The organism is Rhizobium sp. CB3060, from assembly GCF_025200735.1.
Taxonomy (GTDB): Bacteria; Pseudomonadota; Alphaproteobacteria; order Rhizobiales; family Rhizobiaceae; genus Rhizobium.
In genome coordinates this window covers 553,115-577,548 of the sequence record NZ_CP104158.1, presented here as the reverse complement: position 1 = coordinate 577,548, position 24,434 = coordinate 553,115, and the positions used below count along the sequence as shown (strand labels likewise).

Here is a 24,434-nt window from a genome sequence, read left to right as displayed (position 1 = left end):
AACACAGTTTGACTATCGCGATCTTTATCCTGCGGTTAAACGTTCGGACCTAAAGTGCAGCGTCACGATTTGATAGTCCGTCCGGCTCGAAATCCATGCCCCCTATCTACCGCAAATCCAAACTCCTCCGCCGTTCTCGTGTTTTCTGGGGTTCGATCCATCTCTGGCGGCCGCGGCTGGTGTTTTGGACTGGGGCTCTGGCGATCGGAGTAATCAGCGTCGGTTTCGCCAAGCTGGCCGACCTGGCGCAGCGCGCCTTTGCCGGAGTGATAAGTTCCGGAGAATGGACCTCTCTGTTGCCGCTCGTCATGACGCCGCTCGGCTTCGTGCTCTCAGCCTGGCTTGCGGCGACACTGTTTCCGAATTCTCAAGGCAGCGGCATTCCGCAGGCGATCGCGGCGCGGCATCTGCATCATGACGAAGACCGCACGAAGCTGCTGTCGCTTCGGCTTGCCTTTGGAAAGATCGTGCTGACCATTCTCGGGCTGTTCTGCGGCGCCTCGATCGGCCGCGAGGGACCGACGGTGCAGGTGGGCGCCTCCTTCATGCTGGCGGTTGCCCGCTTCGGCGGCATGGCGCAGGCCAAAGGCTTGATCTTGGCGGGTTCGGCCGCCGGCATTGCCGCCGCCTTCAACACACCGCTCGCCGGCATCGTCTTCGCCATCGAAGAGATGAGCAGGACCTATGAATCGCGTGCCAATGGTCTGGTACTCACTGCAGTTATCCTCTCCGGCCTTGCCGCCCTCGGTCTCTCCGGCAGCTATAATTATTTCGGCACAGCCAATGCCGCTCCGGCCGCACTTGCGGATTGGGCGCTCGTCCTGATCTGCGGCATCGGCGGCGGCGCGCTTGGGGCAGCTTTCAGCGGTTTTGCGCTATATGCCGGCATACGCGTTCGCCGGTGGGCACAACCGCAGCCTCTCAAGCGCATGCTGATGCTTGCCGGTTGCTGTGGCCTGGTGGTTGCCGCGATCGGCGTCACGTCCGGCGGCAGCACGTTCGGCACCGGCTATGACCAAGCGCGCGGCGCTGTGGAAGGACATGCCCTGCCCCTGCTGTTCTTCGTCGAAAAACTGCTGGCAAGTTTCCTGTCGATGATATCAGGCATTCCAGGCGGCATTTTCGCGCCGTCGCTCGCCGTCGGCGCCGGTTTCGGCAGTACGATCGGCACTCTCATTGGCAGCAGCATCGCATTGGCGGCGATCCTTGGCATGGCGGGCTATTTCGCAGGCGTGGTGCAGGCGCCAATGACGGCCTTCGTCATCATCCTGGAAATGACAGGCGACCATCAGGCCGTCATTCCGATCATGGCGGTGTCGATGATCGGTTATGTCACCTCGCGCCTCCTATCGCGCGAACCGCTCTATCATGGGCTCTCGCGCGTTTTCATCGCCGCGGCGATCCGGGCGCGTCGGACAATCGAGAAAGAAGCTGGCGAAGAGCACGCCGCCGGCTGAAAAGCCCCACTCAGGCCAGCAGCCGCGTGACCTCGGCGTTTTCCGGCAACGCCACCGCATCGGCGACAGTTGTCGAGAACAGGACCTTGCGGGTGGCGTCAGCGACCCTGGCGAAAACATGGCGGATTTCGCAGGTCTGTTCGCCATCGCAATCGTCGCAGCGACGATAGGCGGTGATGGAAAGACAGGGTAGCGGCGCGATCGGCCCGTCGATGATGCGCAGGATCTCGCCGAAGGTGATTTCATTCGCCGGCTTGCGCAGGAGATAACCACCCTGCTTGCCGCGGCGGCTGATGACGATGCCCTGATGTTTCAGGTCGAGAAGGATCTGTTCCAGAAATTTCTTCGGGATTTTCTGCTGCGCGGCAATATCGGAAATCATCATCGGCTCGCCCGCCTCGGTCTGAGCCAGAGCAGACAGCGCCCGCAACGCATATTTTGCTTTTTGAGTGATCATTTCGAACCGTCTACACACACATACGATGCGCTCACCCGATACATCCGGCCACATCGTTTCGGAACTTTCAACACTTTCACCAAGCTTCCATACGCATCAATATGTAGACCGCGAATAGCTTGGCATCGCTGGCAACCCAGCCTTGTTTTCATTCTGTCATTTTATGTCAGCAGTTTAGGACAAAATTCGGCCTTCCGCATCTTTTTGACCATCACTTCCGATTTCCGTTTGACAAGCCGCGTGTAACCCTACTATTTCTATAGACATTAAAGCAAGCACTTAGATATGACTAGTCTTATCGGTGCTGCCACGCCGGCCTTCCGCAGAGGGCAAAACGTCTTGGTTAACAGCCGAGGCGGTCGGTTTTCCGCATGGACGTGGCTTCATGGAGATATTTGCTCTCTATTCCCTTGCTTTCGAAATCCATTTTTCTGTCCGCTCCGCTGACAAGCTGCGATACTCCGGGGCAATATCAGGACAGGACTCCCTATGACTGCCATCACTCTTATCGAAGAAGCCGGAACGCTGAACAGCCGGTTGGCGTCGCTTGATCTCGCCGGCCGTCTGTCTCTGGTCGCCGGCCTCGGCGGCCGTGCCGTCTTTACGACCTCCCTCGGAATCGAAGATCAGGTCATCACGGCGGAGATCGGCAATCACCGCCTGCCGATCGAAGTTGCAACGCTGCAGACCGGCCGCCTTTTTCCCGAAACGCTGGCGTTGATCGACGAAACCGAAAGCCAATACGACATCCGCATCAGCCGCTACGAGCCGGAGCAGGCCGATATCGATGCCTATGCGGAAAAGTATGGCCTCAACGGTTTCTATGAGAGCGTCGAAGCCCGGCATGCCTGTTGTGGCGTGCGCAAGCTCAAGCCGCTTGCGCGAGCACTTTCCGGCGCCACGATCTGGGTCACCGGCCTGCGCCGCGGCCAGTCGGCCAATCGCGCCGATACGGCTTTTGCCGAATACGATCCCGAGCGCAATCTCATCAAGGTCAACCCGCTTGCCGATTGGGACATCGATGCGATCCGCGCCTATGTCGCCGACAACAGCGTGCCGGTGAACCCGTTGCACCAACGCGGCTATCCCTCTATTGGCTGTGAACCCTGCACTCGCGCCATCAAGCCGGGCGAGCCCGAGCGGGCCGGTCGCTGGTGGTGGGAAAACGATGAGAAACGCGAATGCGGCCTGCATGTTCAGGAGGAAGCCGCAGTCGCTGCACAGTGACGTATCCCGCCGGTTCCCGGCATCGGTATGAGGCGCAGCTCAACCTGCCGCCAGCCTACCGGGAACCAAACATATCCTATTCTTCCGGCCAGCCTCCCGGTCGGGACTATCTGAAGTTCTGGAGTTAGAAATGCCCGATAGCCGTCCGGATACGGAACTGTCCAATCCGCAGAGCACCAAGCCGCCGCTCGATCCGCATTTGAAGGCGCTGGAAAACGAGTCGATTCATATCTTCCGCGAAGTGGCGGCCGAATTCGAGCGTCCAGTGATGCTGTATTCGATCGGCAAGGATTCCTCCGTGCTGCTGCATCTGGCCCGCAAGGCCTTCTATCCCGGCCGCGTGCCCTTCCCGCTGCTGCATGTGAACACCGGCTGGAAATTCGCCGAGATGATCACCTTCCGCGACGAGATCGTGAAGAAATACGATCTCGATCTGATCGAGCACATCAATCCGCGCGGCAAGGCCGAAAACATCACACCCTTTACCCACGGCTCGGCACGTTATACCGACATCATGAAGACCGAAGCGCTGCGCCAGGCGCTCGATGCCGGTCAGTACGACGCCGCTTTCGGCGGTGCGCGCCGCGACGAAGAGGCTTCGCGCGCCAAGGAACGCATCTATTCCTTCCGCACGCCGGACCATCGCTGGGATCCGCGCAACCAGCGCCCGGAACTCTGGAACATCTATAACGGCCAGATCCGCAAGGGTGAGAGCGTCCGCGTCTTCCCGCTGTCGAACTGGACCGAGGTCGACATCTGGCGCTACATCCAGGCCGAAGACATTCCGATCGTGCCGCTCTATTTCGCCGAGAAGCGCCCTATCGTCGAGCGCGACGGCATGATGATCATGGCCGCCGATCCGCGGCTTGAACTGCTGCCGGGCGAGGTCAAGCGCGAGGAAGTCATCCGTTTCCGTACGCTCGGCTGCTTCCCGCTGACGGGCGCGATCCGCTCCACTGCCACCACACTCGAAGATGTTATTGCCGAGCTGGAAATCGCCACGGTTTCCGAACGACAGGGCCGCGCCATCGACCGCGACCAATCCGGCTCCATGGAAAAGAAGAAGCGTGAAGGATATTTCTGAGATGACTGCAGCCGCAACCGCAAACGTCGTCACCCTGCCTGCCGCCGAGCCTGCCAAGGCAGTGCGCGATACGCGTCCGCTTCGCCTGATCACATGCGGCAGCGTCGATGACGGCAAATCCACGCTGATCGGTCGTCTGCTCTGGGACACCAAGGCCGTGAAGGAAGACCAGGCCGCCACGCTGCAGCGCGATTCCACCGGCAAGCAGAACGATCTCGGCCTGCCCGACTTCGCACTTCTGCTCGATGGCCTTCAGGCCGAGCGCGAACAGGGCATCACCATCGATGTCGCCTATCGCTATTTCTCGACCGACAAGCGCTCCTTCATCGTCGCCGACACGCCCGGCCACGAGCAATACACCCGCAACATGGCGACCGGCGCCTCCACCGCCGACCTCGCCGTGCTACTGGTCGATGCGCGCATGGGCATCCTCGAACAGACGCGCCGCCATGCGACCATCGCTTCGCTGCTCGGCATCAAGCAGTTCGTGCTCGCCATCAACAAGATCGACCTGACGAACTACGACCGTGCCGGTTTCGAGAAGATTTCGCATGATTTCCGCGAATTCGCTCTGTCGCTCGGCGTCAAGCAGATCACCGCCATTCCGATGTCGGCGCTGAAGGGTGAAAATGTCGTTTATTCCGGCCAGGCCGCGATGCCCTGGTACACCGGTCCGACGCTGGTCGAGACACTGGAACTCGCCACCGTGCGTTCGGCTCAGGCGGTCGGTTTCCGCCTTTCCGTCCAGCGCGTATCGCGCCCGGGCGAAAGCTTCCGCGGCTATCAGGGCACCGTTGCCGGCGGCTCGGTGAAGCCGGGCGACAGCGTCATGATCCTACCGTCGGGCATGGTCGCCAATGTCTCCAAGATCGTTACCTTCGATCTCGTCCGCAACGCCGCCGTCGCAGGAGACGCGATTACGCTGGTGCTCGACCGCCAGGTGGACGTGTCGCGCGGTGACATGATCGTCGCCATCGACAGCCAGCCGCAATCCGGCCTTGCCTTCGACGCTCAGATCGTCGCGCTGCAGCCGGAGGGCATCGAGCCGGGCAAGCGCTATTGGCTGAAGAGCGGCAGCCGCCGCCAGCGCGTGCAGGTGCAACCCATCGCTCAGCTCGAGCTGAAGACCGGCGCCTGGGCACCGGCACAGTCGCTGTGGATGAATGCCATCGGAAAGGTCCGCCTTTCCTTCGACGAGGCTGCGGTCTTCGACCCCTACGAACAGAACCGCTCGACCGGATCTTTCATCCTGATCGATCCGGACAGCAACAACACGGTCGCCGGCGGTATGATCACCGGTAAGCGCACCGATATCGGCGGCATCCACAAGGATGGCCAACGCGTCCTCCTGTCGCTGCCGGCCGATCTTGCCGACCAGATCATGGCGAGCGAACTCTTCGCCAGTCGCCGCGACGAAACCGAAGTTCGCCGCGTCACCGCCGCGCAAGCTGCGGAGATCTGGGCAAACGCCGCCAGCGATATTTGATCGAAATTAAATTCGTGATGGAAAAGGGGCCGAGTGGCCCCTTTTTTGTGAGAAATGTCGAAAGTTTCTCCATGTGTTGGCGCATTCTCCGCTTAAGAAAGTATGAACGGCAAACGCTTCCGTCTTTCGTCGCGCACAACAATATATTTCTCGAACACACAAAATGTGTGCACCCCAAGATGGCGATCAGAACCCCTGGGAAACGCCAGAGACTGGAGTTTCGCTCCACCATTGTTGTACAATAGGCCCATGATATCTGGTCGGTTTTTGAAAATTATCGCTTGGGGCTACATCGCGGCACTGGTTGCCGTGACCTTTGCGCATCTCAATTGGCAGGCCGAATTTGGCAACCCCTTCAACATGTATCGTGCCGGCGCACTCTGCGTCGCGGGCATGCTGGCGCGACTTGCCTATCCGCAGTCCCCCTCCTTCACCTGCCTGCTGATGATCGGCAGCGTCTCGGTGCTCTGCTTCTCGCATTTCCTGGCAAACGGAAGTTATGGCTCTTCGATGGATATCATCGTCGCCATGACCGGAGCTCTCTGGGGCATCGCGATCGGCGCCATGCTGAGCAGGCTGATATCGCCGACTTCGAAGCGCACCGCGCTCTATTAATTACGTCCTTAATTACCCCGGCGCATTTCGACTTTCATCGCGCGTACAATCCAACTCCCGATGTCGCGGAAGGCGTGGCTTGAGCGCGGCTTTGATCTTCTGCGCGGAATTGCTGGGCGCGCACCCTTCCCCTGCACCTTGTCCGGCGTCGTTTCCCATTCTTTCTACTTCGAAATGATTATTACGCAGGCAATATTATGCCAGACTTACTATTTGTATTTGCAGATGTTGCTTTCATGCAACTTAAAATGAAAAATCACGAAAACGTCATTCTGAGAAAAATATATCATATTACTTTACAGGAATTCGGTCTTAATAGCGGACAGAAGCGGGTGGGGCCCGTTTCTCCCGAGTCGGGGTTTTTAACAGGGATAGGGTGAGGCACGTCGATTTCTCGGCGCGATGGCCTGTGCCCAATCTATATTGGATTGGAGTTTTTATGAATATCAAGAGCCTTCTTCTCGGCTCCGCTGCTGCGCTTGCAGCAGTTTCCGGCGCTCACGCGGCTGACGCTGTTGTTGCTGCTGAACCGGAGCCGCTCGAATACGTCCGCATCTGCGACGCATACGGCGCTGGCTACTTCTTCATTCCGGGCACCGAAACCTGCCTCAAGATCGGCGGCATGGTCCGCACCGAAGGCAAGTGGTACAACGCCTACAACCCGGCTGACCGTTTTGGTACGCTGTGGCACACCCGCGCTCAGCTGAGCGTCGATACCGCGACCGACACCGAGTTTGGTCCGTTGAAGACCAACACCATCTACCGTTGGGATTGGCAGGAAGGCGGCTCCACGAGCACGAAGCTTCTGTTCGCTAACATCAGCCTCGCTGGCTTCACCATCGGTAAGCTCGACTCGCAGTACAACCTGTACATGGGTTACGCTGGCAACGTCATCAACGACGACGTCGTCTATGACGGCCCGTACGAACTCAACCAGTTGACCTACAACTACGACGCCGGCAACGGCTTCACGGCGGTCATCTCGCTCGAAGATTCCAACTCCGGCGCTGGCGCAACCGGCGTCAACGGCGAAGACAGCTCGGATCACTACGCTCCGGACGTCGTTGCCGGTGCTGGCTACAAGGCTGGCAACTTCGGCTTCAAGGTCGTCGGTGGTTATGACTCCATCGTCGAAGAAGGCGCCATCAAGGCTCGCGCCGATGCCGACTTCGGCGTCTTCAAGGCGTTCATCATGGGCGGCTGGAACACCGACGGCGACAAGCTGAACAAGTACGCCAGCGCGAACGGCGCAGGCCCGGCCAAGGGCATCGGCTGGGGCGACTGGGCTGTTTGGGGCGGCGTCACCGTTCCGTTCAACGACAAGCTGCAGGCTAACGCTCAGGTTGCCTACACCGACTCGAAGATCTTCGCAGCAACCGCCAACCTTCGTTGGAACCCGGTTAAGAACCTCCTGGTTCAGCCGGAAGTTTCCTACACCAACTGGGACTCCATCAACCAGGACCAGTGGGCTGGCGTTCTGCGCTTCCAGCGTAGCTTCTAAGACCTCATTTCTGAGATCTGATCTGACTTGACCCCTGATCGGATGGGGACCGGGCCGACTTCCAGCGAAGCCGGGCCGGTCCTTCCGAGACGGGTTCCGCTCACATTCCTTAATCGCTACCAACCGGATGCATGACATCCGGAGGTAGAATTTTGTGTTCTATATATTATATATAATGTTATTCTTACACTAGCTAAGCTAACCCTTCAATGCCAAGACCGATGGCATTGTTTTGGGAAACTGCCAGCAGAAGGCCGAAGAGCGGCAGCCGGTTCGAAAGCCATGTCGCCAGAGCGAAGAAGCCGCCGCACACGCCAAAGGTTGTGATGATGCGCTTCGAACCTATCAACATCATCGACAAGCCGCTTTTTTTGTCGTAGAGAGGCCGCATGTCATTCACCTGCGCAAATGCCTCGCGATTTTATTCGTACCGCTGCTCTCAGCGGAGGCGGGCCCGTGCGTAGGTAAAATCGACGCAACGACATAGACCCGAACAGCCGCTAGTCCTACCTGGCGGCTTTTTTGTCGGCACGGTATGACCCAAAAAGGAACCGATACCGTGTTGAATTCCACTGATGATTTGCGAATTGTCGAGATCACTGCCCTCACCCCACCCTCCCGTATTTTAGAGGAGATTCCCAGGGATGAGGCCGTCACCACGACGGTGACGGAAGCGCGCAGCGCCGTTCACCGCATCCTGCACAATGACGATGATCGGTTGATCGTCGTGATCGGCCCCTGCTCCATCCACGATCCTGTCGCTGCACGGGACTATGCCACACGCCTGAAGGAACAGCGCGATCGGTTCGCCGACGATCTCGAAATCATCATGCGGGTCTATTTCGAGAAGCCTCGCACGACGGTCGGCTGGAAGGGCCTCATCAACGACCCTCATCTCGACGGAAGCTACCGCATCGAAGAGGGATTGCGCATTGCGAGAAGCCTTTTGATCGATGTCAACGAAATCGGGCTGCCCGCCGGCTGCGAGTTCCTTGATACGATCACGCCGCAATACATCGCCGACTTGGTGAGCTGGGGCGCGATCGGCGCGAGGACGACCGAGAGCCAGGTGCATCGCCAGCTCGCGTCAGGTCTTTCGTGCCCAGTCGGCTTCAAGAACGGCACGAATGGCGACGTAAGGATAGCGCTCGATGCGATCGTGGCGGCCTCGCAGCCGCATCATTTCCCGGCTGTGACCAAGGAAGGCCTTGCGGCGATTGCCTCGACGCGCGGCAACGAGGATTGCCACATCATTCTGCGCGGCGGCAAGCAGCCCAATTTTGACGCGGCCAGTGTGCAGGCAGTATCGGCTCAGGCACTCCAGGCTGGACTTGATGCGCAGATCATCATCGATGCCAGCCATGCCAATAGCAGCAAGAACCCCGAGAATCAGCCGCTGGTCGTCAGCTCGGTCGCGGAGCAGATCTCTGCCGGCAACCGGCACATCAAGGGCATGATGATGGAGAGCAACATCGTCGGCGGCCGCCAGGATCTCGTTCCCGGCAAAGCGCTGGTCTATGGCCAAAGCATCACCGACGGCTGCATTGATTGGCCGACCTCCGTCCGCACATTGGAGGAACTGGCCCGAGCCGCACAAACAAGGCGGCGGATGCCTCGCCAATAGCATTTTCTGATCGGGGATCGTTCGCCAGCCTTGGGAACGGTCCCATCCACCGTTAAGCGTGTCCTCGCCGAATGGCGAGGACAAAAGATTTCCCCTTTTAATCCAGTTCAGGATCGCCCGCCACCGACGATCAGCTTCAGCGACCCCTCGAATTCCGGCTGGGTGCGCAGATGCCTATATTTGGCATCCCATGTACCGTCCTTAAGATCGCGTCCGAGTTCGGCGACGAAGCGCTCGCCGATCGAAGCGTCGACGAAGCTCCAGGCCGAGTTGGCGAGCCGGGCGCCCGGCTCCAGCAGGCGTTCCGGACGTCCGTAATAGGCCTCCCCGAAACCATCAGTGCAATGGAGCGGGATCGGCACGGGAATGACCTCAGCGTTGCCGCCCAATCCTTCGCTGATGGTTGCCATTTGCGGATAGCGGCGCGCCTCTACCGCGATCACTTCGGGTGCGTAATCGACGAGCCAGAAGCGATCGAGCTCGTCGGGATCGGCGGTCAGGATCAGAACGGGACCGCGTGTCACCCGCCGCATCTCGCCAAGTCCGGCCACCAGATCGGACCACTGATGCACGGTGAATGTCGCCATGCAGGCATCGAAACTGTCGTCTGCAAAGGGAAGCTTCTCGGCGGTAGCATCGATGGCGGCGGGCAGATGCGCGGGCCGCTGCGCCCGCATGGACGCAGACGGCTCAACGGCTGTCACCGCGCGATCAACGGGCTCATAAGAGCCGGCGCCGGCACCGAGATTGAGGACGCTGCGGGCATCGCCCAATGCGGCGCGGATAAACGCCGCAATATGTGGATCCGGCTGGCGGTATCTTGCGTAATTCGTGCCGATGACGCCGTAATTTGCGTCACCGGCGCTGCCGTCCTGATGTCGGTTGGCCATGGTCTTCATCCTCGCTTTCTGGCTGTATTCAGCAGCTTCGTTGTTGGTTCGGCACGGCCTTGCGGTTGCCGAAAATGCTCTTGCTTTTCCGAACTTCATTATTCCCTCAACGGGAAATTTAGATTGTAAGCAGGACAAAACATTATGGTGCGCGAGAAGAAAAACGATATGATCGAACAAAAGTTGTTCGGAAATCTCACATGCCCCGCCGCATACCCTCCCTCAACGCATTACGCGCCTTCGAAGCCGCCGGCCGGCATGGGCGGATGACGCTCGCGGCCGATGAGCTGAACGTGACGCATAGCGCCGTCAGCCGTCAGATCCAGCATCTCGAGGATGTGTTGGGCGTGCCACTGTTCGAAGGGCCGAAGAACAAGCTGCGATTGACCGAGGCGGGTTCGACTTTGTTGTCTGGCTTGGTCTCCGCCTTCGATCAGATCGACATGTCGGTGCGGTCGGTTGCGGATATGGAAGACGGATCGCTCGACGTCTCCTGCCCCGGCACCTTCACCATGCGTTGGCTGATCCCGCGGCTTTACCGGTTTCAGGCGGAGTATCCCAATATCGAGGTTCGCCTGACGGCATCGTCCCGCCCCGTCGATTTTATGCGAGACGGATTCGACGTTGCGATCCGGGTCGGTGCCGCACCCTGGCCGCAGGGCGCGGAGGTGATCGCGCTTTTTCCCGAGCAGACAGGCCCGGTTATCTCCCCTTCCCTCGAAAGAACCGTCGCGGAGAATTTTGCCGGCGTTCCGCAGCTTCACACCAGAACCCGCCTTCGCGCCTGGGGCGACTGGCTGTCGCGCTCGGGCGCGCCGGTCGAGGTCGGAACGCGGGTGGAATATGAACATTTCTATTTCATGCTGGAGGCTGCAAGCGCCGGCCTTGGCGTCGGCGTCGCGCCTTGGCCCTATGTGACCGATGACATCCGCTTCGGCCGCCTCGCCGCCCCATTGGGTTTTATCGACAGCGGCCATCATTACGTGGCGCTGCGGCGCGCCCGGCGGAATCGAAAATCGGTCCTGTTCTGCGAATGGCTGCAGAAGGAAGCGCAGGCATTTTTAGCCTCGCATCCCGCACTGCCGAGCTAGGCGCGCCGATAATGAGCGAGGCTCAGATAGTGTTTTCGGGGGCCTTGCACGTGCCACATTTCTGCCCATGCATCCGGCCCGCGAAAGAAAAGGCGACCGCGATATAGATCCGCGCCGCAATGATGAACGACGCGCTGCGAGGCGCTATTTCCGATGCGGATGAATTCGGTGAGGTCGGGGAAGCAGACGGCGACATGTCCAGCCTCGCCACGCAGGCGATAGGTACGGCTGCTCCTGAGCGTCGCATAGTCCATCGTCGTGTCGCCATGTTCTTCGAACTGGTGAGGCGTGACGAACGCCTGACCTTCGAAGAGGATAAGGGAGGCGTTGAGGCGGTCGATGACCTTCCGCCTCACGTCCCATGTGCCGAGATAGTGTCCCAGCCCTTCATCCATGACCGCCTCCGGCGGCCAACGTGTCCGTCATTCAGGACGCCGCGCGCTGGGTAGTGTCAGTGCCGGATTGCCTGATCGGCAATTTCCAGCCGGGGCGGACGAAATGGCAGGTGTAGCCGTTCGGAATACGCTCCAGATAGTCCTGGTGCTCCGGCTCGGCCTCCCAGAAATCGCTTGCCGGCGTGACCTCGGTGACGACCTTGCCCGGCCAGAGACCAGAAGCGTCGACATCGGCGATCGTATCCAAGGCGACCCGCTTCTGCTCGTCGCTGGTATAGAAAATAGCCGAGCGATAGCTCATGCCGACATCGTTGCCCTGGCGGTTGCGCGTGGACGGATCATGGATCTGGAAGAAGAATTCCAGCAGGTCGCGGTAACTGATCTTCTCGGGGTCGAAGACGATCTCGATCGCTTCCGCATGGGTGCCGTGGTTGCGATAGGTCGCATTGCGGACGTCGCCGCCGGTATAGCCGACACGCGTCGAGATGACGCCGTTATAGCGGCGGATGAGGTCCTGCATGCCCCAGAAACAACCGCCGGCGAGAACTGCACGTTCCGTAGTCATCGGATATCCTCCACTTGGTCGAGATAGGCACCATAACCCTCGGCCTCCATCCTGTCGCGATGCACGAAACGAAGGGAGGCGGAATTGATGCAATAGCGCAGGCCGCCGCGATCCTCCGGTCCATCCGGGAAGACATGGCCCAAATGGCTATCGCCATGGATGGAGCGCACTTCGGTGCGCAGCATACCGTGCGAAAGGTCGGTCAGCTCATTGATGTTGGCAGTTTCGATCGGCTTGGTGAAGCTCGGCCAGCCGCAGCCGGAATCGAACTTGTCGGAAGAGGCAAACAGCGGCTCGCCCGATACGATGTCGACATAGATGCCGGGCTGCTTGTTGTTGAGATATTCGCCCGTGCCCGGACGCTCGGTACCGCTTTGCTGCGTCACGCGGTACTGCTCGGGAGACAGCTTCGCTATAGCCTCGGAAGTCTTGCGGTAGTTCTGCATTCCTGTTCTCCTTGCCCTCAGACGCATATTTCGAACTCTACCAGGCACTACGAGAGAACCCTGGATATCGTTACAGACATCGAACTCGATGAGCGTCGCGGGAGTGGTTGCGACGCAGATATAGGTATGGGGCAAGCGATTTGCCATATCGCACACGGCGGCGTGATGTGCCGCCCATCTGGCGGCGATCAGTGATCCCAGTCGCAGGCAGCGGCATAGATCGTCGCCAGCGCCTCGATGCCGGCCTGATCGTCGGTATCGAAGCGGCCGGCGAGCGGGCTATCCAGATCGATGACACCGAAAACATAGCCATCGCGCAACAGCGGCACCACCAGCTCCGAACGGGAGGCGGCATCGCAGGCGATATGGCCTGGGAAAGCATGCACGTCCTCGACAAGAATCGACCGCTCCTCCTCGACCGCCGTCCCGCACACGCCGCGGCCGACCGCGATGCGGACGCAGGCCGGCTTGCCCTGGAACGGCCCGAGCACGAGCTCGTCATCCGACTGCAGGAAATAGAAGCCGGCCCAGTTGAGGTCCGGCAGCATCTGGTAAATCAGCGCTGACGTATTGGCGGCGTTGGCGATCGGATCGGTCTCGCCTTCGAGCAGCGCCTGCAACTGAATGGCAAGTTCACGATAGAATTCGGGTTTGCTGTCGTGTTGGATCGTCTTTTCCGCAAACATCGGATTGCTGCCTTTCGGTTATGTCGTTGCCGGCCGGATCGTACTCAGTCCTTGTCGTCAGGCGGACAGGGCCAGCTTTCCGGCGTTTTTAGCCCTGCGGGCAACTTGGTCGCCTTATCGCCGCAGGCAAGATTGATTTGCTGCTGTTCCAGGCCGGTGGCGGTCGAGAGATCGAGCCCTTCGATACGGGTCAGAAACATGAAGGCGCCGCTAAAGGCGACCGGGCCTTTGATCGTCGCGCCGCTCAGAGCAGCGCGGGAAAGATTGGCCAGAGAAAAATTCGTCCCCGTCAGCACCGCCTTGTCGAAATCGGCACGGCCAAGCTCGGCCTTCTGAAAATCCGCGTTGGTAAGCTGCGCGCCGCCGAATTCGGCCCGCTGCAGCTCGGCACTGGCAAATCTGGCGCCGTTGGCCATGATGTTGCTGAAATCGGATCGGTATGCTTCGATCCTCGAGAAATTCGCCGCATCGGCCCGCGCATTCTTCAACCAAGTGCGCACCAGCGTCGCCTTCTCCAGATTTGCCAATGTGAGATTGGCATTGCTGAGATCGGTGCCGTCGAAATGAGCGCCGACGAGGTTGGCTTTTTGAAGATCACTACCCTGCAGCATGATATTGTTTTTGCTGCATTCGCTCCAATCGAGACCAGGCGAAGCCACATCGCCGCAATCACCGGCCCGTGCCGAATTGTGGGTGCCGGATGCGAGCAGCATCGTCACGGCCAGCGCCAGCCCGGACAGAGCGGCAGCAACCGGCCTGTTCATCGCGGCAACCCAATTCAAAGCCGCGCCGCCGGCATTTCGTCCCCGCCAAGACTGCATCCCTAACCCTCGCTTCGCTTCACCACGCGGGCGCCCCTCCTCAGCATCGAGTCAGCCGTCCCGCTCCAATTCTGTATATAGTGTTTCCTGCAACGAAAAAGCGACCACGCCGCAAAAGCATATCACACGGCGAGCCCTACCGGCAGTTTGTTGCAGCGATAGAAGGCAGCGAGCGGAGGAAAAACAGAACCGGAAAATCCGAGACCAATGCCGCGCCCGAGCGCAAGGCACTGGCGGGGCCGACGGGAGCAAAGCACGCAGCAAAAGAAAAGTGGCCTAGCCAAGGGAAACGGCCAGGCCACCATGGGTGCAGATTGGAGGTCAATCTAATCTAGCAGGCTAATAGTAAGATAGACTTAGTTTTTGTCAATAAGGATGTTGTGGAGGCTTTAGCGGAGTTGATTGGCGCGGCGGAATCGAAAATTACTCCTGCGAATAGAAGCCCTTATCCGCTCGAGATCCATTGGCTTCGCCCATCAGCACAGTGATCTAGGGACACAACAGCGCCTCGCAGTGCTTGTGATCCAGCGATGCAGCCCGATGATCGTCGGTTTAATACCAGCGTCCGCGACCGTACCAGCCGCCACCCAGCACAAGAAGTATCACGACTATTATGAGAAGTGTGGTGAGATCCATGTACATCTCCTCGGGAGTACCCTTACCATCTCGTTCGCGCCTACGGGCGTCGCTCATCTTGGGACTCTGGACTTTCAACGGAGAAAGAGCGGAGTTAGTTCCAGTCAATGGCCGCCATGGGGAAAATGCGTTGATCGGCACGACCTCAAAGTGGTCATCGCCCGTCGCAAGATTCCTTCGCCCTCCCCGTCCACCTCCGCAAATCCCAATTTGTGGATACAGACAAAAATTGGGCCGCCTGTCGGGGACGATGTGGCGGCCCAGCTGTGGCTACGGGTGCAGCCACGTAGGCGGAAAGTCGCCTAACAATTAGATATTATCAATTAAATTTTTTAATTTCAACCAAACTTTTGAATTAATTAAATTAGCTTTTCGTTGAGTCCGATCCCAAATACTCCGCCCATCCGCCGTCAGCACCGGTTGCAACACCATGCGCAGCAGCAACGGGCGAACATTGGGCAGCCTTGATAAACCGGAGGCGCGGAAGAAATCGGCACCGAAGCCCAAAACGAAAAAAGCCCGCGAATGCGGGCTTTTCAAGCTGGTCGGAGTGGAGTGATTCGAACACTCGACCCCCACGTCCCGAACGTGGTGCGCTACCAGACTGCGCTACACTCCGTGACCAGCGGCGCTTCTATAGACCAGCCATTTTTGATGCACAAGCACCAAAATCAAAAAAACCATTCGATTTTTGACGAAAAGATTACAGAGGCAATTGCTCAGAAAATCGGCAGGAAAATGGGCGTCGAACCGGCCGAAGTGCGTAAGGCGCAACACATTTGGCAAAATCCCACTTGTACACGCGGATTGGAATTTTCTTTTGCCGGCTTTGGCGCTAAAGCCTTAGCGGGACAGGCGGAAATGTCGTGGGACAGCGGCGTTTGCGCAACCGAATGCGAGACAGAAGCTCAAGGACGTTACGATGAATATCCGCATGATCACCGCGGCGGGGCTGTTGCTGGCCCTGGCAAGCTGCACAACTACAACCACAGCGCTCCCGTCGATTGCGAGCAACCCGGTTCAGGACCGCTGGGAAGGCCAGTCGGCCGGCCGCTTCTTCGCCTCCTACGGCCCGCCGCTCTCCGATCGCGACGAAGGCGGCAACCGCGTCTATACGTGGCGCGGCGGCTACAAGACGGTCACCGTCGCCGGCAAGAAGGGCGAAAAGAAGGGCGGCAAGCGGTTTTATAGCTGCAAAGCCGATATCGTCACCAACCAGAGCTATGTCATCCGCTCGGTCCACATCCTCGGCGACCAGCCCGGCACCAACGGCTCCTCCTATTGCGCCGAACTGCTGGCGCCGCCGGAAAAGGCGAGCTGAGTTTCTCGGATTATCGGGGACGAACTATCGCAGGCGGCTCGAAAGAGTCGCCTGTTTTTGTTTTGGGGTGTGCTCGGCGCTTGGCGGGGCGGTCGATTCTTGTCGGCGAGATCACGAAGAGGGACTGCCAAGGCGCTTAAATCGGCATTACTGCCTGCATCACCACGCAGAACCTGCTTCGCCACAATAGGACCGACCGCGGCTCACTTCTTTTAGCGCGTTAGGTCGATTTGGTTGCTCTTGAGCGGCTGCTAAAGAATCGCTTGCAAACAAATTAAGCGGTACTCTGGCGAGCAAACGAATCAATGAATTTAGGACCAGGCAAGGACCAAATTGCATGCAGTATCACTTCTGGCGTGCTTTTGCCGAAGCACTAGATTTTGAGGTAGCCTCCAAAGCGCGTTTGGACGGTCGCTCTGGACTAGAGCACGAATTTTTCACAGTTGGCATCGATGAAAACCGCAAACGGCTGTTGCTGATCTCTAAGGAAATGGATCCCAAGCTCGCGGCGCTCGTCCATAGCGATATGGCCCTAGCAAATCCCGAGTATAACGTTCTTACTGCCCGACCTGTTACCCTCGACACCTATCATATTGCGAGTGTCGTTTCCGGTCTCATCGGCGGAACTGAACTCGATCTGACTGCATTCCAAACCGCAGCAGAGTCATTCACTAATGCGCTAAAAGCCAATCCACTGCCCCAAGGTAATGATGTTGGATCTACATTAACAAATGCTCAGAAAATACTGGATTTAGCTGGTGTATCTTCGTTTATTATGCCTGTTTTGCGTGGATCTATAATATCCGGATTAGGTGTATCCGAACAGTTAGTTCTTTTTATCCGCCAGATGGCAGCGATTGATCTCAATCGCGTCTTTGTAAAGAATGAAAGCAACAATCAAACGATTTCGTTTGCACCTATGCTTGAGGTCGACAGCCAAGCGGCTGATAGAGGCCGAGGTCTGTGCCCGGTTCCACTTTTTGAGCTGGACCAACGCGATTGGGACTTATTTTCAACCAACATTAGGAAAGACGACATTAAGGAACGTCTTGGCTCGCTTGGACTGTCGCAATATTTCTTCCCCCCGCTCGACCACGCCGCTCTTGGTCTCATCGATCGGGGTATTGCCGAACTAAAGACCCTCGCGAACGTTGCTGAGCTATCCGAACGAATTGGCCATCCCATCGGTAAAATGGAAATTGTGAAGGGTCCATCTGACGTTCGGAATATTGTTGACCAGCTACATGATAGAAATCTGATAGTTGAAGGTGAAATGGGTTTTACAATCACTGAGGCCGGTCAAGAAATGAGGGCAACTGTTAAATTCCGCCCGCGTGAGGGCCTGCTGTTCAAGTTAATTGACCGCATGAGTATAAAATTGGACACACGCGGGTGGTTCAAAGTCGATGTTGGTGGGGGCAAGGACAAATAGCCAACCGAATGGATGCGGATATCAGATACTTAAAAGCCGCCTCTGAACGGAATTATGGACCGAAAAAGCGTTTCGATTTCGGAACTTTCCATTACGTTGTCGCGTGATTTTATTCACAAATCGCGTTGGCTGGGGCGCCTGGATTCGAACCAGGGGATGGCGGTACCAAAAACCGCTGCCTTACCGCTTGGCTACGCCCCAACAATGCGACATGGCGACTGTTCGCGCCAAATCGGCGTCTGATTAGCAAAGGTCGCTTCCGGTCACAATCACTAAGTTATGCCTGAACGCATATTTCTGTGTGCTTTCGGCAGGGCTATGATAGGGCTTGCTGTTCCAAAATCCACTTTAGGAGATCTGATGAGCCAGTTTCGCGCCCGCCCTCCGGCCGTCCCGTCGGTGTTAGTCGACGACGCCGTGGTGCGCATTATCCGCTGGGATTTCGAGCCGGGCGCCGATACCGGCCATCATGTCCATGGCCTCGGCTATGTCGTGGTGCCGATGACGGATTGCCAGTTTCTGATCGAGGAAGGGGCCGAAAGCCGCCGTGTCGATCTTGCCAAGGGCGCGGCCTACCGGCGTGACGCCGGCGTCGAGCATAATGTGGTCAATGCTGGGTCCGAACCGATGTCCTTCATTGAAATTGAATACAAGAGATGAGCGTTCCCGAATTCGATCTTGCCTTTGAGCCAGCCTATGGCCGCGCGGTGCCCATTGCGCCCGGCGTGGAGCGGATGACGGTCAACAATCCCAGCGCTTTCACCTTTCACGGCACCAACAGCTATATCGTCGGCGGCTCGTCCGTGGCGGTGATCGACCCCGGCCCGGAGAATGACGCGCATTTCGCGGCCCTGATGGCGGCGCTGAAGGGGCGCGAGGTGACGCATATTTTCGTCAGCCATACCCACCGCGACCACTCGCCGCTTGCCAAGCGGCTGAAAGAGGCGACGGGCGCGTTGACGGTTGGCGAAGGGCCGCACCGCGCCGCGCGGCCGCTGCATGAGGGCGAGGTCAATCCCTTCGCCGAAAGCTCGGATACGGATTTTCGGCCGGATATTGCGCTTGGCGACGGCGAAAGCGTCTCCGGAGACGGCTGGGAATTGACCGCATTGCTGACGCCCGGCCATACGGCCAATCACGCCTGCTTTGCGCTGGAAGGCAGCGGCATTGTCTTTTCCGCCGATCATGTCATGGCCTGGGCGACGACGATCGTCGCGCCGCCGGATGGTTCCATGGCCGATTACATGGCGTCGCTCGACCGGCTGCTTGCCCGCGACGACCGCCTCTTCTTTCCCGGCCATGGTGGGTCGGTGAAGGAACCCGCCTCCTTCATGCGCGGTCTCAGGACCCATCGGCGCATGCGCGAACGCGCCGTATTGGAGCGGATCAGGGCCGGCGACCGCCTGATCCCCGACATGGTGAAGGCCATTTATCGCGAAACCGACCCACGCCTGCATGGCGCGGCTGCACTCTCGGTGCTGGCGCATCTGGAGGATCTCGTCGGCAAAGGTCAGGTCGAAACGGACGGGCCGCCGGCGCTGTTCGGGACCTATAGGCTGGCCTGAGCGGCTTCAGCTTCCGGCAATGCCCAGGAGTTCAGCGTCCAGCGCCTTCAGATAGCTTTCGGCTATGTTGGCGCTGATGCCGAGATCGTCCTGGCCATAGCGCGAGGCAACGCGCACATCGACCAGCGTCGTCTCCGCCTCTTCACGCAGGCGGATCAGCACATCGAAATTCAGGCCGAGAATGCGGGTGCGGGTCTCGCCCTGCAGGACGACGTCGGAATTCTGGCGGATCAGATCGGCCACGCTGTCGCGATAAGGCCGCGGCGTCGGCACGGGGACGACATCGGGCATGTCGGTGACGGCGCTGTCGTCCGGTGTCTGGCTCTGGTTCTGCCGGCGTGCAGGGCGCTTCGGCTTTTCATGGCTGTTCGGATCGACAACATCGGCGCCTTCGGCCTTGACGATGGTGATATGATTGTCCTTCGCGACCTTGCGCACAGCCTCGAGCACGCGGTCGGCAGCGCCTTCGTAGCGACGCCCGGTCAGCACCGGATAGGCGGCATATTGGGCCTCGCGGTCCTGCGGCGTCACAAAATGCCTCGGCGGCAGCCAGATCTGCTTGGCCTGCGGCGGCGCCAGCCATTCCGGCGCATCGACGAGATCGGTAGAGACATCGTAGATTGCTGGCCGTGTCCAATAACGCTCCACGCCGATGCCGACGATCGCCAGCGGCAGAGCGGCGTAGATCAGCGCCTTAAAAGCCGAAACGCCCCCGATGGCAGCAAACCGCCAGAGCTGCGTCAGGCCGATGATGGCAAGCAGCACCGCCAGCCCGGCAAAGCCGGCGGAAATCAGCAGCAGCAGGACGAAATAGGGCGTTTCCAGCGGCCCGAATCGATGGCCAACCAAAATCACCCCGCACAGCACCAGCGCAAAGGACGCAATCAGGCGCGAGGCGCGCGCGGCATGCGAAACGGGACGGTCGAAGCGAATGGTCATGAAGAACTCGTCGGCACGTCGGATCGGAAGGCGGATGCTACCCAATTCCGAAGGTCGACCTCATGTTTAGAACAAGAAATGGCGAAAATAAATCGGATGTCGGAACGCATGATTAACGCGCGACCGTAAGCCGGCTGCCCGGACCGTCGGCCCAAAATGTGAGTACTTGCTTAAATTCTGAAAAAGAGCCATGCTTTTCGGGGTTTACTTAGGCCATGAAAGGACTTGAGGAGATGGAAACGATGCAATCGCCGGACATCGCCGCCAAGCCGTTGCCTGCGGCGGCCGGCACGGTCGCCAATGCTGCCGATCCTACCCTGCCGCTCGAACTTGTGGAGCTGGAATTATCGCTCGAAGGTTTTTCCGGTGGCGAAGCGGCCTTTTGCGAAGCCGTGCGCGATGCGGCCCGGGCTGCACATGGCGAATTCCTCTTCGATCTCCCCGCCACGGGATTGATATCGGATTGCCGCCGGATTGCGGTCCTGCGGATTCCCGAGGATAGCGAGGCCATGCGCGTCATCTTCGCAGTGCTCGACGAAGACGATGCGGAAATCCGCCTGCTGCAGCCGGATGAGGAAACCGAACCCCTGCTCCGCTTCGCCGATGCCTTCGTCGATCTGCTGCAACGCCTGCCGCAAAGGCCGCGTGACGACGCTTGAACGACTCACACCCTGGCATGCCATTCAACCGTTCGTGATGAGCGGGCAGCAATACGACTTTCGCACCCCACTGAGGGAGACTATAGTTCCCGCGTGCATATTTGTGCCGAGGATATCGAGTCATGCGTATTTTTCCCGCACTTTCCCTCATCGTCATCGCTACGGTGCTGTCGGCCTGTCAGACGGCAGAGGAGATTCGCGCGGCCGATGAAGCGAGATGCAGCAGCTACGGCTTCCGCCGCGGCACCGAGAATTTCGCCAATTGCCTGATGAATCAGGATCTGAGCCGGCGCGCGGATCAGCGTGCTTTCATGGAAAGCAATGATGATTTCTTCTGGGGGCCGTCCATCGTGGTCGGACCGGGATATTATCATCGCCGTTGGCATTGATCGTTTCGCCTCTCCCGTGACGAAAGCTCAAGCCTTGCCTCTGATGGCCGCCTGCGCCGCCGCAAGCCTTGCGATCGGCACGCGGAAGGGCGAGCAGGACACGTAATCCAGCCCGATTTCCTCGCAAAAGTGGATCGAAGCCGGATCGCCGCCATGTTCGCCGCAGATGCCGAGCTTCATATCGTTGCGCGTGCGACGGCCGCGCTCGGCAGCGATGCGAATCAGTTCTCCCACGCCGTCGAAATCGAGTGAGATGAAGGGATCATGCTCTATGATCCCCTTGCGCTGATAGGTGGGGATGAAGGCGGCGGCATCGTCGCGCGACATGCCGAAGGTGGTCTGCGTGAGGTCATTCGTGCCAAACGAGAAGAATTCGGCCGCTTCCGCGATGATGTGCGCGCGGAGGGCCGCGCGCGGCAGCTCGATCATCGTGCCAACGAGATAATCGATCTTCATCTTGGCTTCCGTCATGACCGCGCGGGCCACCTCTTCGATACGTGCCTTGACGTAATCGAGCTCCGAGCGCAGGCCGACCAGCGGCACCATGATCTCCGGCACGACCGCGGCACCCGTTTCCTTTGCGGCAGAGACCGCCGCCTCGAAGATGGCGCGGGCCTGCATCTCGACGATTTCAGGATAGGAAATCGCCAGGCGGCAACCGCGATGGCCGAGCATCGGATTGAACTCATGCAGCGCATCGACGCGCTGGCGCAATATGGCCGGCTCCATGCCCATGATGCCGGCGACCTCCGCGATCTCCTCGTCCGTCTTCGGCAGGAACTCGTGCAATGGCGGGTCCAGCAGGCGGATGGTCACCGGCAAGCCGTGCATGATGGTGAACATGCCGGTGAAATCGAGCCGCTGCATCGGCAAGAGCTTGGCGAGCGCGGCGCGGCGGCCCTCCTCGCCTTCCGCAAGGATCATCTCGCGCATGACATGGATGCGGTCGCCCTCGAAGAACATGTGTTCGGTGCGGCAAAGGCCGATGCCTTCGGCACCGAAGGAACGAGCGGCGCGGGCGTCCGCCGGTGTGTCCGCATTTGTGCGCACCGTCATGCGGCGCGAGCGGTCGGCCCACTCCATGATACGCCCGAAATCGCCTGACAGTTCCGGCTGGATCATCGCCACCTCGCCCTTCAGCACCTGACCGGTGGAACCATCGATGGTGACAATGTCGCCCTTTTTCAGGGTGACGCCGATGCCGATCAGCTTTTCGTTGCGCATGTCGATGCGCATGGTGCCGGCGCCGACCACGCAGGGAATGCCCATGCCACGGGCAACCACCGCCGCGTGGCTGGTCATGCCGCCGCGCGTGGTGAGAATCCCCTCGGCGGCATGCATGCCGTGAATATCCTCCGGGCTGGTCTCGATGCGCACGAGAATGACCTTGCGGCCCTCCTCTTCTGCGACAATCGCCTCCTCGGCGGTGAAGACAACCTCGCCGGTCGCGGCCCCCGGCGAAGCCGGCAAGCCGGAGCCGATGATCTCCCGATGCACGCGCGGATCGATCGTTGGGTGAAGGAGCTGATCAAGGGTCGAGGGCTCGATGCGCGAAACGGCCTCATCCTCGGTGATCAGACCTTCGTCGACCATATCGACAGCGACCTTCATTGCCGCCTTGGTGGTGCGCTTGCCGGCGCGGGTCTGCAGCATCCAGAGCTTGCCGCGCTCAATGGTGAATTCCAGATCCTGCATGTCACGGTAATGCGCTTCGAGCTCGGCGCAGATGCGACGGAATTCGGCAAAGGCTTCCGGCATCAGCTTTTCCATCGACGGCCGGTCGTAGCCGGAGGCGATACGGGCCGCCTCGGTGATGCTCTGCGGGGTGCGAATACCGGCGACGACATCCTCGCCCTGCGCATTGACCAGGAATTCGCCGTAGAGCTCCTTTTCACCCGTCGAGGGATTGCGGGTGAAGGCAACACCCGTGGCGGAAGAATTGCCGAGATTGCCGAAGACCATGGCCTGGATATTGACCGCCGTGCCCCAGGCTTCGGGAATATTATGCAAATGACGATAGGTGATCGCACGCGGGTTCATCCAACTGGAAAACACCGCGCCGACGGCACCCCATAGCTGCACCTCGGGCTCCTGCGGGAAAGCCTCGTCCAGTTCCTCTTCTATGACGGCCTTATAAAGCGAGACAACATGCTGCCACTCAACGGCAGAAAGATCGGTATCGAACTCATGGCCGAGGCGAGCCTTCTCATCCTCCAGGATTTCCTCGAAAATCTCGTTGTCGAGACCCATGACGACATCGGCATACATCTGGATGAAGCGCCGATAGCTGTCCCAGGCGAAGCGGGCGTCGCCGGCATCATGGCCGAGCGCCTGCACCGTGTCGTCGTTGAGGCCGAGATTGAGGACGGTATCCATCATGCCAGGCATGGAGGCGCGACCGCCAGAGCGTACGGAAACGAGCAGCGGGCGAATGGTATCGCCGAACTTGCGCCCGGTGATCGCCTCCATCTGCTTCAGCCCCTGCATCACCTGCAGCTTCAGGTCTTCCGGAACGTTGCGGCCGTTTTTGTAATAGAAAGCGCAGACTTCGCTGATGATCGTCAAGCCAGGGGGAACCGGCAGGCCAAGGCTGCACATTTCGGCAAGATTGGCGCCCTTCCCCCCGAGCCGCTCATAGTCCTTGGCGCGCCCCTCGGCCTTCCCGTCGCCGAATGTATAAACCCACTTCGTCATTTTCCCCCGTCCAACTCCTAAGGTTGAACTTAATTCATTGAGGTGGAAATGAAAATCGACAAATGCGGCGAAATGTTGCGCTGCACAATAAATATAAAATCGCAGTGTTAAAAATCGTGTCCAATATAGCAGGTGTGTAAAGCGTCACTTGACGCATGACGCGTGCCCAACTAGTTAAAATCATGAAGATCAGAAACGTGATTCATAAGGGGGATGATGCCTCCGGCTTGCAGCCGGCCCTCGTGCCAAAACTACGGCGAATTATTTCCTTCCTCCAGGATATGGAACAAGAGGAGGAATTGCGGACGGTGCCGAGTTGGAAAGCCCATCTACTCACCGGCGACCGCAAAGGCACTTGGAGCCTCTTTGTCACGAAAAACTGGCGACTGACGTTTCGGATAGACCGGACAGAAATTGAGATCATCGACCTCGATTATGAAGATTATCACTAGGA

Annotated in this window: 25 protein-coding genes and 2 tRNA genes; 15 read left to right on the top strand and 12 right to left on the bottom strand. The window is 59.0% G+C overall.

Features of this window, described 5'->3' with window-relative positions; all coding sequences use genetic code 11:
• Positions 1–95 precede the first annotated feature (95 nt).
• The gene (locus tag N2601_RS02845; RefSeq protein ID WP_104822346.1) at positions 96–1,457 is read left to right on the top strand and encodes a chloride channel protein; all 1,362 of its coding nucleotides are present in this window, start codon (positions 96–98) and stop codon (positions 1,455–1,457) included.
• 10 nt (positions 1,458–1,467) lie between these two features.
• On the opposite strand, the gene N2601_RS02840 is transcribed toward N2601_RS02845, so the two are convergent.
• Complete coding sequence (locus N2601_RS02840) at positions 1,468–1,914, bottom strand: RrF2 family transcriptional regulator (RefSeq protein WP_260303404.1); 447 nt, start codon at positions 1,912–1,914, stop codon at positions 1,468–1,470.
• 489 nt (positions 1,915–2,403) lie between these two features.
• On the opposite strand from N2601_RS02840, the gene N2601_RS02835 reads away from it, so the two are divergent.
• The 5 genes from N2601_RS02835 (at position 2,404) to N2601_RS02815 (ending at position 7,827) form a co-directional block, all read left to right on the top strand.
• On the top strand, positions 2,404–3,141 hold the full coding sequence (locus N2601_RS02835; protein ID WP_104822344.1) for a phosphoadenylyl-sulfate reductase: 738 nt from the start codon (positions 2,404–2,406) through the stop codon (positions 3,139–3,141).
• Positions 3,142–3,271: 130 nt separating this feature from the next.
• Entirely contained in the window at positions 3,272–4,225 is a 954-nt protein-coding gene (gene cysD / locus N2601_RS02830; RefSeq protein ID WP_104822343.1) for a sulfate adenylyltransferase subunit CysD, read from the top strand.
• 1 nt (position 4,226) lies between these two features.
• Positions 4,227–5,711: a sulfate adenylyltransferase subunit CysN gene (gene cysN / locus N2601_RS02825; protein ID WP_104822342.1), complete on the top strand. Its 1,485-nt coding sequence runs from the start codon at positions 4,227–4,229 to the stop codon at positions 5,709–5,711.
• A 267-nt stretch (positions 5,712–5,978) separates the two neighbouring features.
• On the top strand, positions 5,979–6,326 hold the full coding sequence (locus tag N2601_RS02820) for a hypothetical protein (RefSeq protein WP_104825016.1): 348 nt from the start codon (positions 5,979–5,981) through the stop codon (positions 6,324–6,326).
• Positions 6,327–6,765: 439 nt separating this feature from the next.
• Positions 6,766–7,827, top strand: a complete 1,062-nt coding sequence (locus N2601_RS02815) for a porin (RefSeq protein WP_104822340.1) — start codon at positions 6,766–6,768, stop codon at positions 7,825–7,827.
• A gap of 193 nt (positions 7,828–8,020) precedes the next feature.
• Here the strand turns inward: N2601_RS02815 and N2601_RS02810 are convergent, their stop codons facing one another.
• Entirely contained in the window at positions 8,021–8,218 is a 198-nt protein-coding gene (locus N2601_RS02810) for a hypothetical protein (protein WP_104822339.1), read from the bottom strand.
• 144 nt (positions 8,219–8,362) lie between these two features.
• Between N2601_RS02810 and N2601_RS02805 the strand changes: the two genes are divergently transcribed.
• Positions 8,363–9,451 carry a 3-deoxy-7-phosphoheptulonate synthase gene (locus tag N2601_RS02805; protein ID WP_199773527.1) on the top strand — a complete coding sequence of 363 codons (1,089 nt, stop codon included), beginning with the start codon at positions 8,363–8,365 and terminating at the stop codon, positions 9,449–9,451.
• A gap of 107 nt (positions 9,452–9,558) precedes the next feature.
• On the opposite strand, the gene N2601_RS02800 is transcribed toward N2601_RS02805, so the two are convergent.
• Positions 9,559–10,350 carry a class I SAM-dependent methyltransferase gene (locus tag N2601_RS02800; protein ID WP_104825015.1) on the bottom strand — a complete coding sequence of 264 codons (792 nt, stop codon included), beginning with the start codon at positions 10,348–10,350 and terminating at the stop codon, positions 9,559–9,561.
• Between the two features lie 191 nt (positions 10,351–10,541).
• On the opposite strand from N2601_RS02800, the gene N2601_RS02795 reads away from it, so the two are divergent.
• Positions 10,542–11,432, top strand: a complete 891-nt coding sequence (locus N2601_RS02795) for a LysR family transcriptional regulator (RefSeq protein ID WP_104822337.1) — start codon at positions 10,542–10,544, stop codon at positions 11,430–11,432.
• On the opposite strand, the gene N2601_RS02790 is transcribed toward N2601_RS02795, so the two are convergent.
• The 6 genes from N2601_RS02790 to N2601_RS02765 form a co-directional block, all read right to left on the bottom strand.
• Positions 11,429–11,827 (bottom strand): DUF6314 family protein, encoded by a 399-nt coding sequence (locus N2601_RS02790; protein WP_104822336.1) that lies wholly within the window; start codon positions 11,825–11,827, stop codon positions 11,429–11,431. The genes N2601_RS02795 and N2601_RS02790 overlap by 4 nt on opposite strands.
• A gap of 31 nt (positions 11,828–11,858) precedes the next feature.
• Positions 11,859–12,392 carry a peptide-methionine (S)-S-oxide reductase MsrA gene (gene msrA / locus N2601_RS02785; protein ID WP_104822335.1) on the bottom strand — a complete coding sequence of 178 codons (534 nt, stop codon included), beginning with the start codon at positions 12,390–12,392 and terminating at the stop codon, positions 11,859–11,861.
• The gene (gene msrB, locus N2601_RS02780) at positions 12,389–12,838 is read right to left on the bottom strand and encodes a peptide-methionine (R)-S-oxide reductase MsrB (protein WP_104822334.1); all 450 of its coding nucleotides are present in this window, start codon (positions 12,836–12,838) and stop codon (positions 12,389–12,391) included. Before msrB ends, msrA begins: the two co-directional genes overlap by 4 nt.
• Before the next feature lie 188 nt (positions 12,839–13,026).
• Positions 13,027–13,524, bottom strand: coding sequence for a GAF domain-containing protein (locus tag N2601_RS02775; RefSeq protein ID WP_104822333.1), 498 nt, complete (start codon positions 13,522–13,524; stop codon positions 13,027–13,029).
• Between the two features lie 44 nt (positions 13,525–13,568).
• Complete coding sequence (locus tag N2601_RS02770; RefSeq protein WP_445945001.1) at positions 13,569–14,288, bottom strand: pentapeptide repeat-containing protein; 720 nt, start codon at positions 14,286–14,288, stop codon at positions 13,569–13,571.
• A 1,235-nt stretch (positions 14,289–15,523) separates the two neighbouring features.
• Positions 15,524–15,600, bottom strand: a tRNA-Pro gene (locus N2601_RS02765).
• A gap of 303 nt (positions 15,601–15,903) precedes the next feature.
• Between N2601_RS02765 and N2601_RS02760 the strand changes: the two genes are divergently transcribed.
• On the top strand, positions 15,904–16,302 hold the full coding sequence (locus N2601_RS02760; RefSeq protein WP_104822281.1) for a hypothetical protein: 399 nt from the start codon (positions 15,904–15,906) through the stop codon (positions 16,300–16,302).
• A 337-nt stretch (positions 16,303–16,639) separates the two neighbouring features.
• Positions 16,640–17,734: a hypothetical protein gene (locus N2601_RS02755; protein WP_104822280.1), complete on the top strand. Its 1,095-nt coding sequence runs from the start codon at positions 16,640–16,642 to the stop codon at positions 17,732–17,734.
• Between the two features lie 126 nt (positions 17,735–17,860).
• Here the strand turns inward: N2601_RS02755 and N2601_RS02750 are convergent.
• A tRNA-Gln gene (locus N2601_RS02750) sits at positions 17,861–17,935 on the bottom strand.
• A gap of 159 nt (positions 17,936–18,094) precedes the next feature.
• On the opposite strand from N2601_RS02750, the gene N2601_RS02745 reads away from it, so the two are divergent.
• Both N2601_RS02745 and N2601_RS02740 read left to right on the top strand, forming a co-directional pair.
• Entirely contained in the window at positions 18,095–18,394 is a 300-nt protein-coding gene (locus N2601_RS02745; RefSeq protein ID WP_104822279.1) for a cupin domain-containing protein, read from the top strand.
• Positions 18,391–19,299 carry an MBL fold metallo-hydrolase gene (locus tag N2601_RS02740; RefSeq protein ID WP_104822278.1) on the top strand — a complete coding sequence of 303 codons (909 nt, stop codon included), beginning with the start codon at positions 18,391–18,393 and terminating at the stop codon, positions 19,297–19,299. The genes N2601_RS02745 and N2601_RS02740 overlap by 4 nt, the downstream gene beginning before the upstream one ends.
• A 6-nt stretch (positions 19,300–19,305) precedes the next feature.
• Here the strand turns inward: N2601_RS02740 and N2601_RS02735 are convergent, their stop codons facing one another.
• Positions 19,306–20,238 carry a DUF1499 domain-containing protein gene (locus N2601_RS02735; protein WP_104825012.1) on the bottom strand — a complete coding sequence of 311 codons (933 nt, stop codon included), beginning with the start codon at positions 20,236–20,238 and terminating at the stop codon, positions 19,306–19,308.
• Between the two features lie 242 nt (positions 20,239–20,480).
• Here N2601_RS02735 and N2601_RS02730 point away from each other — a divergent pair, with 242 nt between their 5' ends.
• Both N2601_RS02730 and N2601_RS02725 read left to right on the top strand, forming a co-directional pair.
• Entirely contained in the window at positions 20,481–20,897 is a 417-nt protein-coding gene (locus N2601_RS02730) for a hypothetical protein (protein WP_199773523.1), read from the top strand.
• Between the two features lie 122 nt (positions 20,898–21,019).
• Positions 21,020–21,286, top strand: a complete 267-nt coding sequence (locus N2601_RS02725) for a hypothetical protein (protein ID WP_104822276.1) — start codon at positions 21,020–21,022, stop codon at positions 21,284–21,286.
• Positions 21,287–21,313: 27 nt separating this feature from the next.
• Here N2601_RS02725 and ppdK read toward each other — a convergent pair whose 3' ends face one another.
• On the bottom strand, positions 21,314–23,980 hold the full coding sequence (gene ppdK / locus N2601_RS02720; RefSeq protein ID WP_104822275.1) for a pyruvate, phosphate dikinase: 2,667 nt from the start codon (positions 23,978–23,980) through the stop codon (positions 21,314–21,316).
• Between the two features lie 182 nt (positions 23,981–24,162).
• On the opposite strand from ppdK, the gene N2601_RS02715 reads away from it, so the two are divergent.
• Entirely contained in the window at positions 24,163–24,432 is a 270-nt protein-coding gene (locus tag N2601_RS02715) for a type II toxin-antitoxin system RelE/ParE family toxin (RefSeq protein ID WP_104825011.1), read from the top strand.
• Positions 24,433–24,434: the final 2 nt, after the last annotated feature.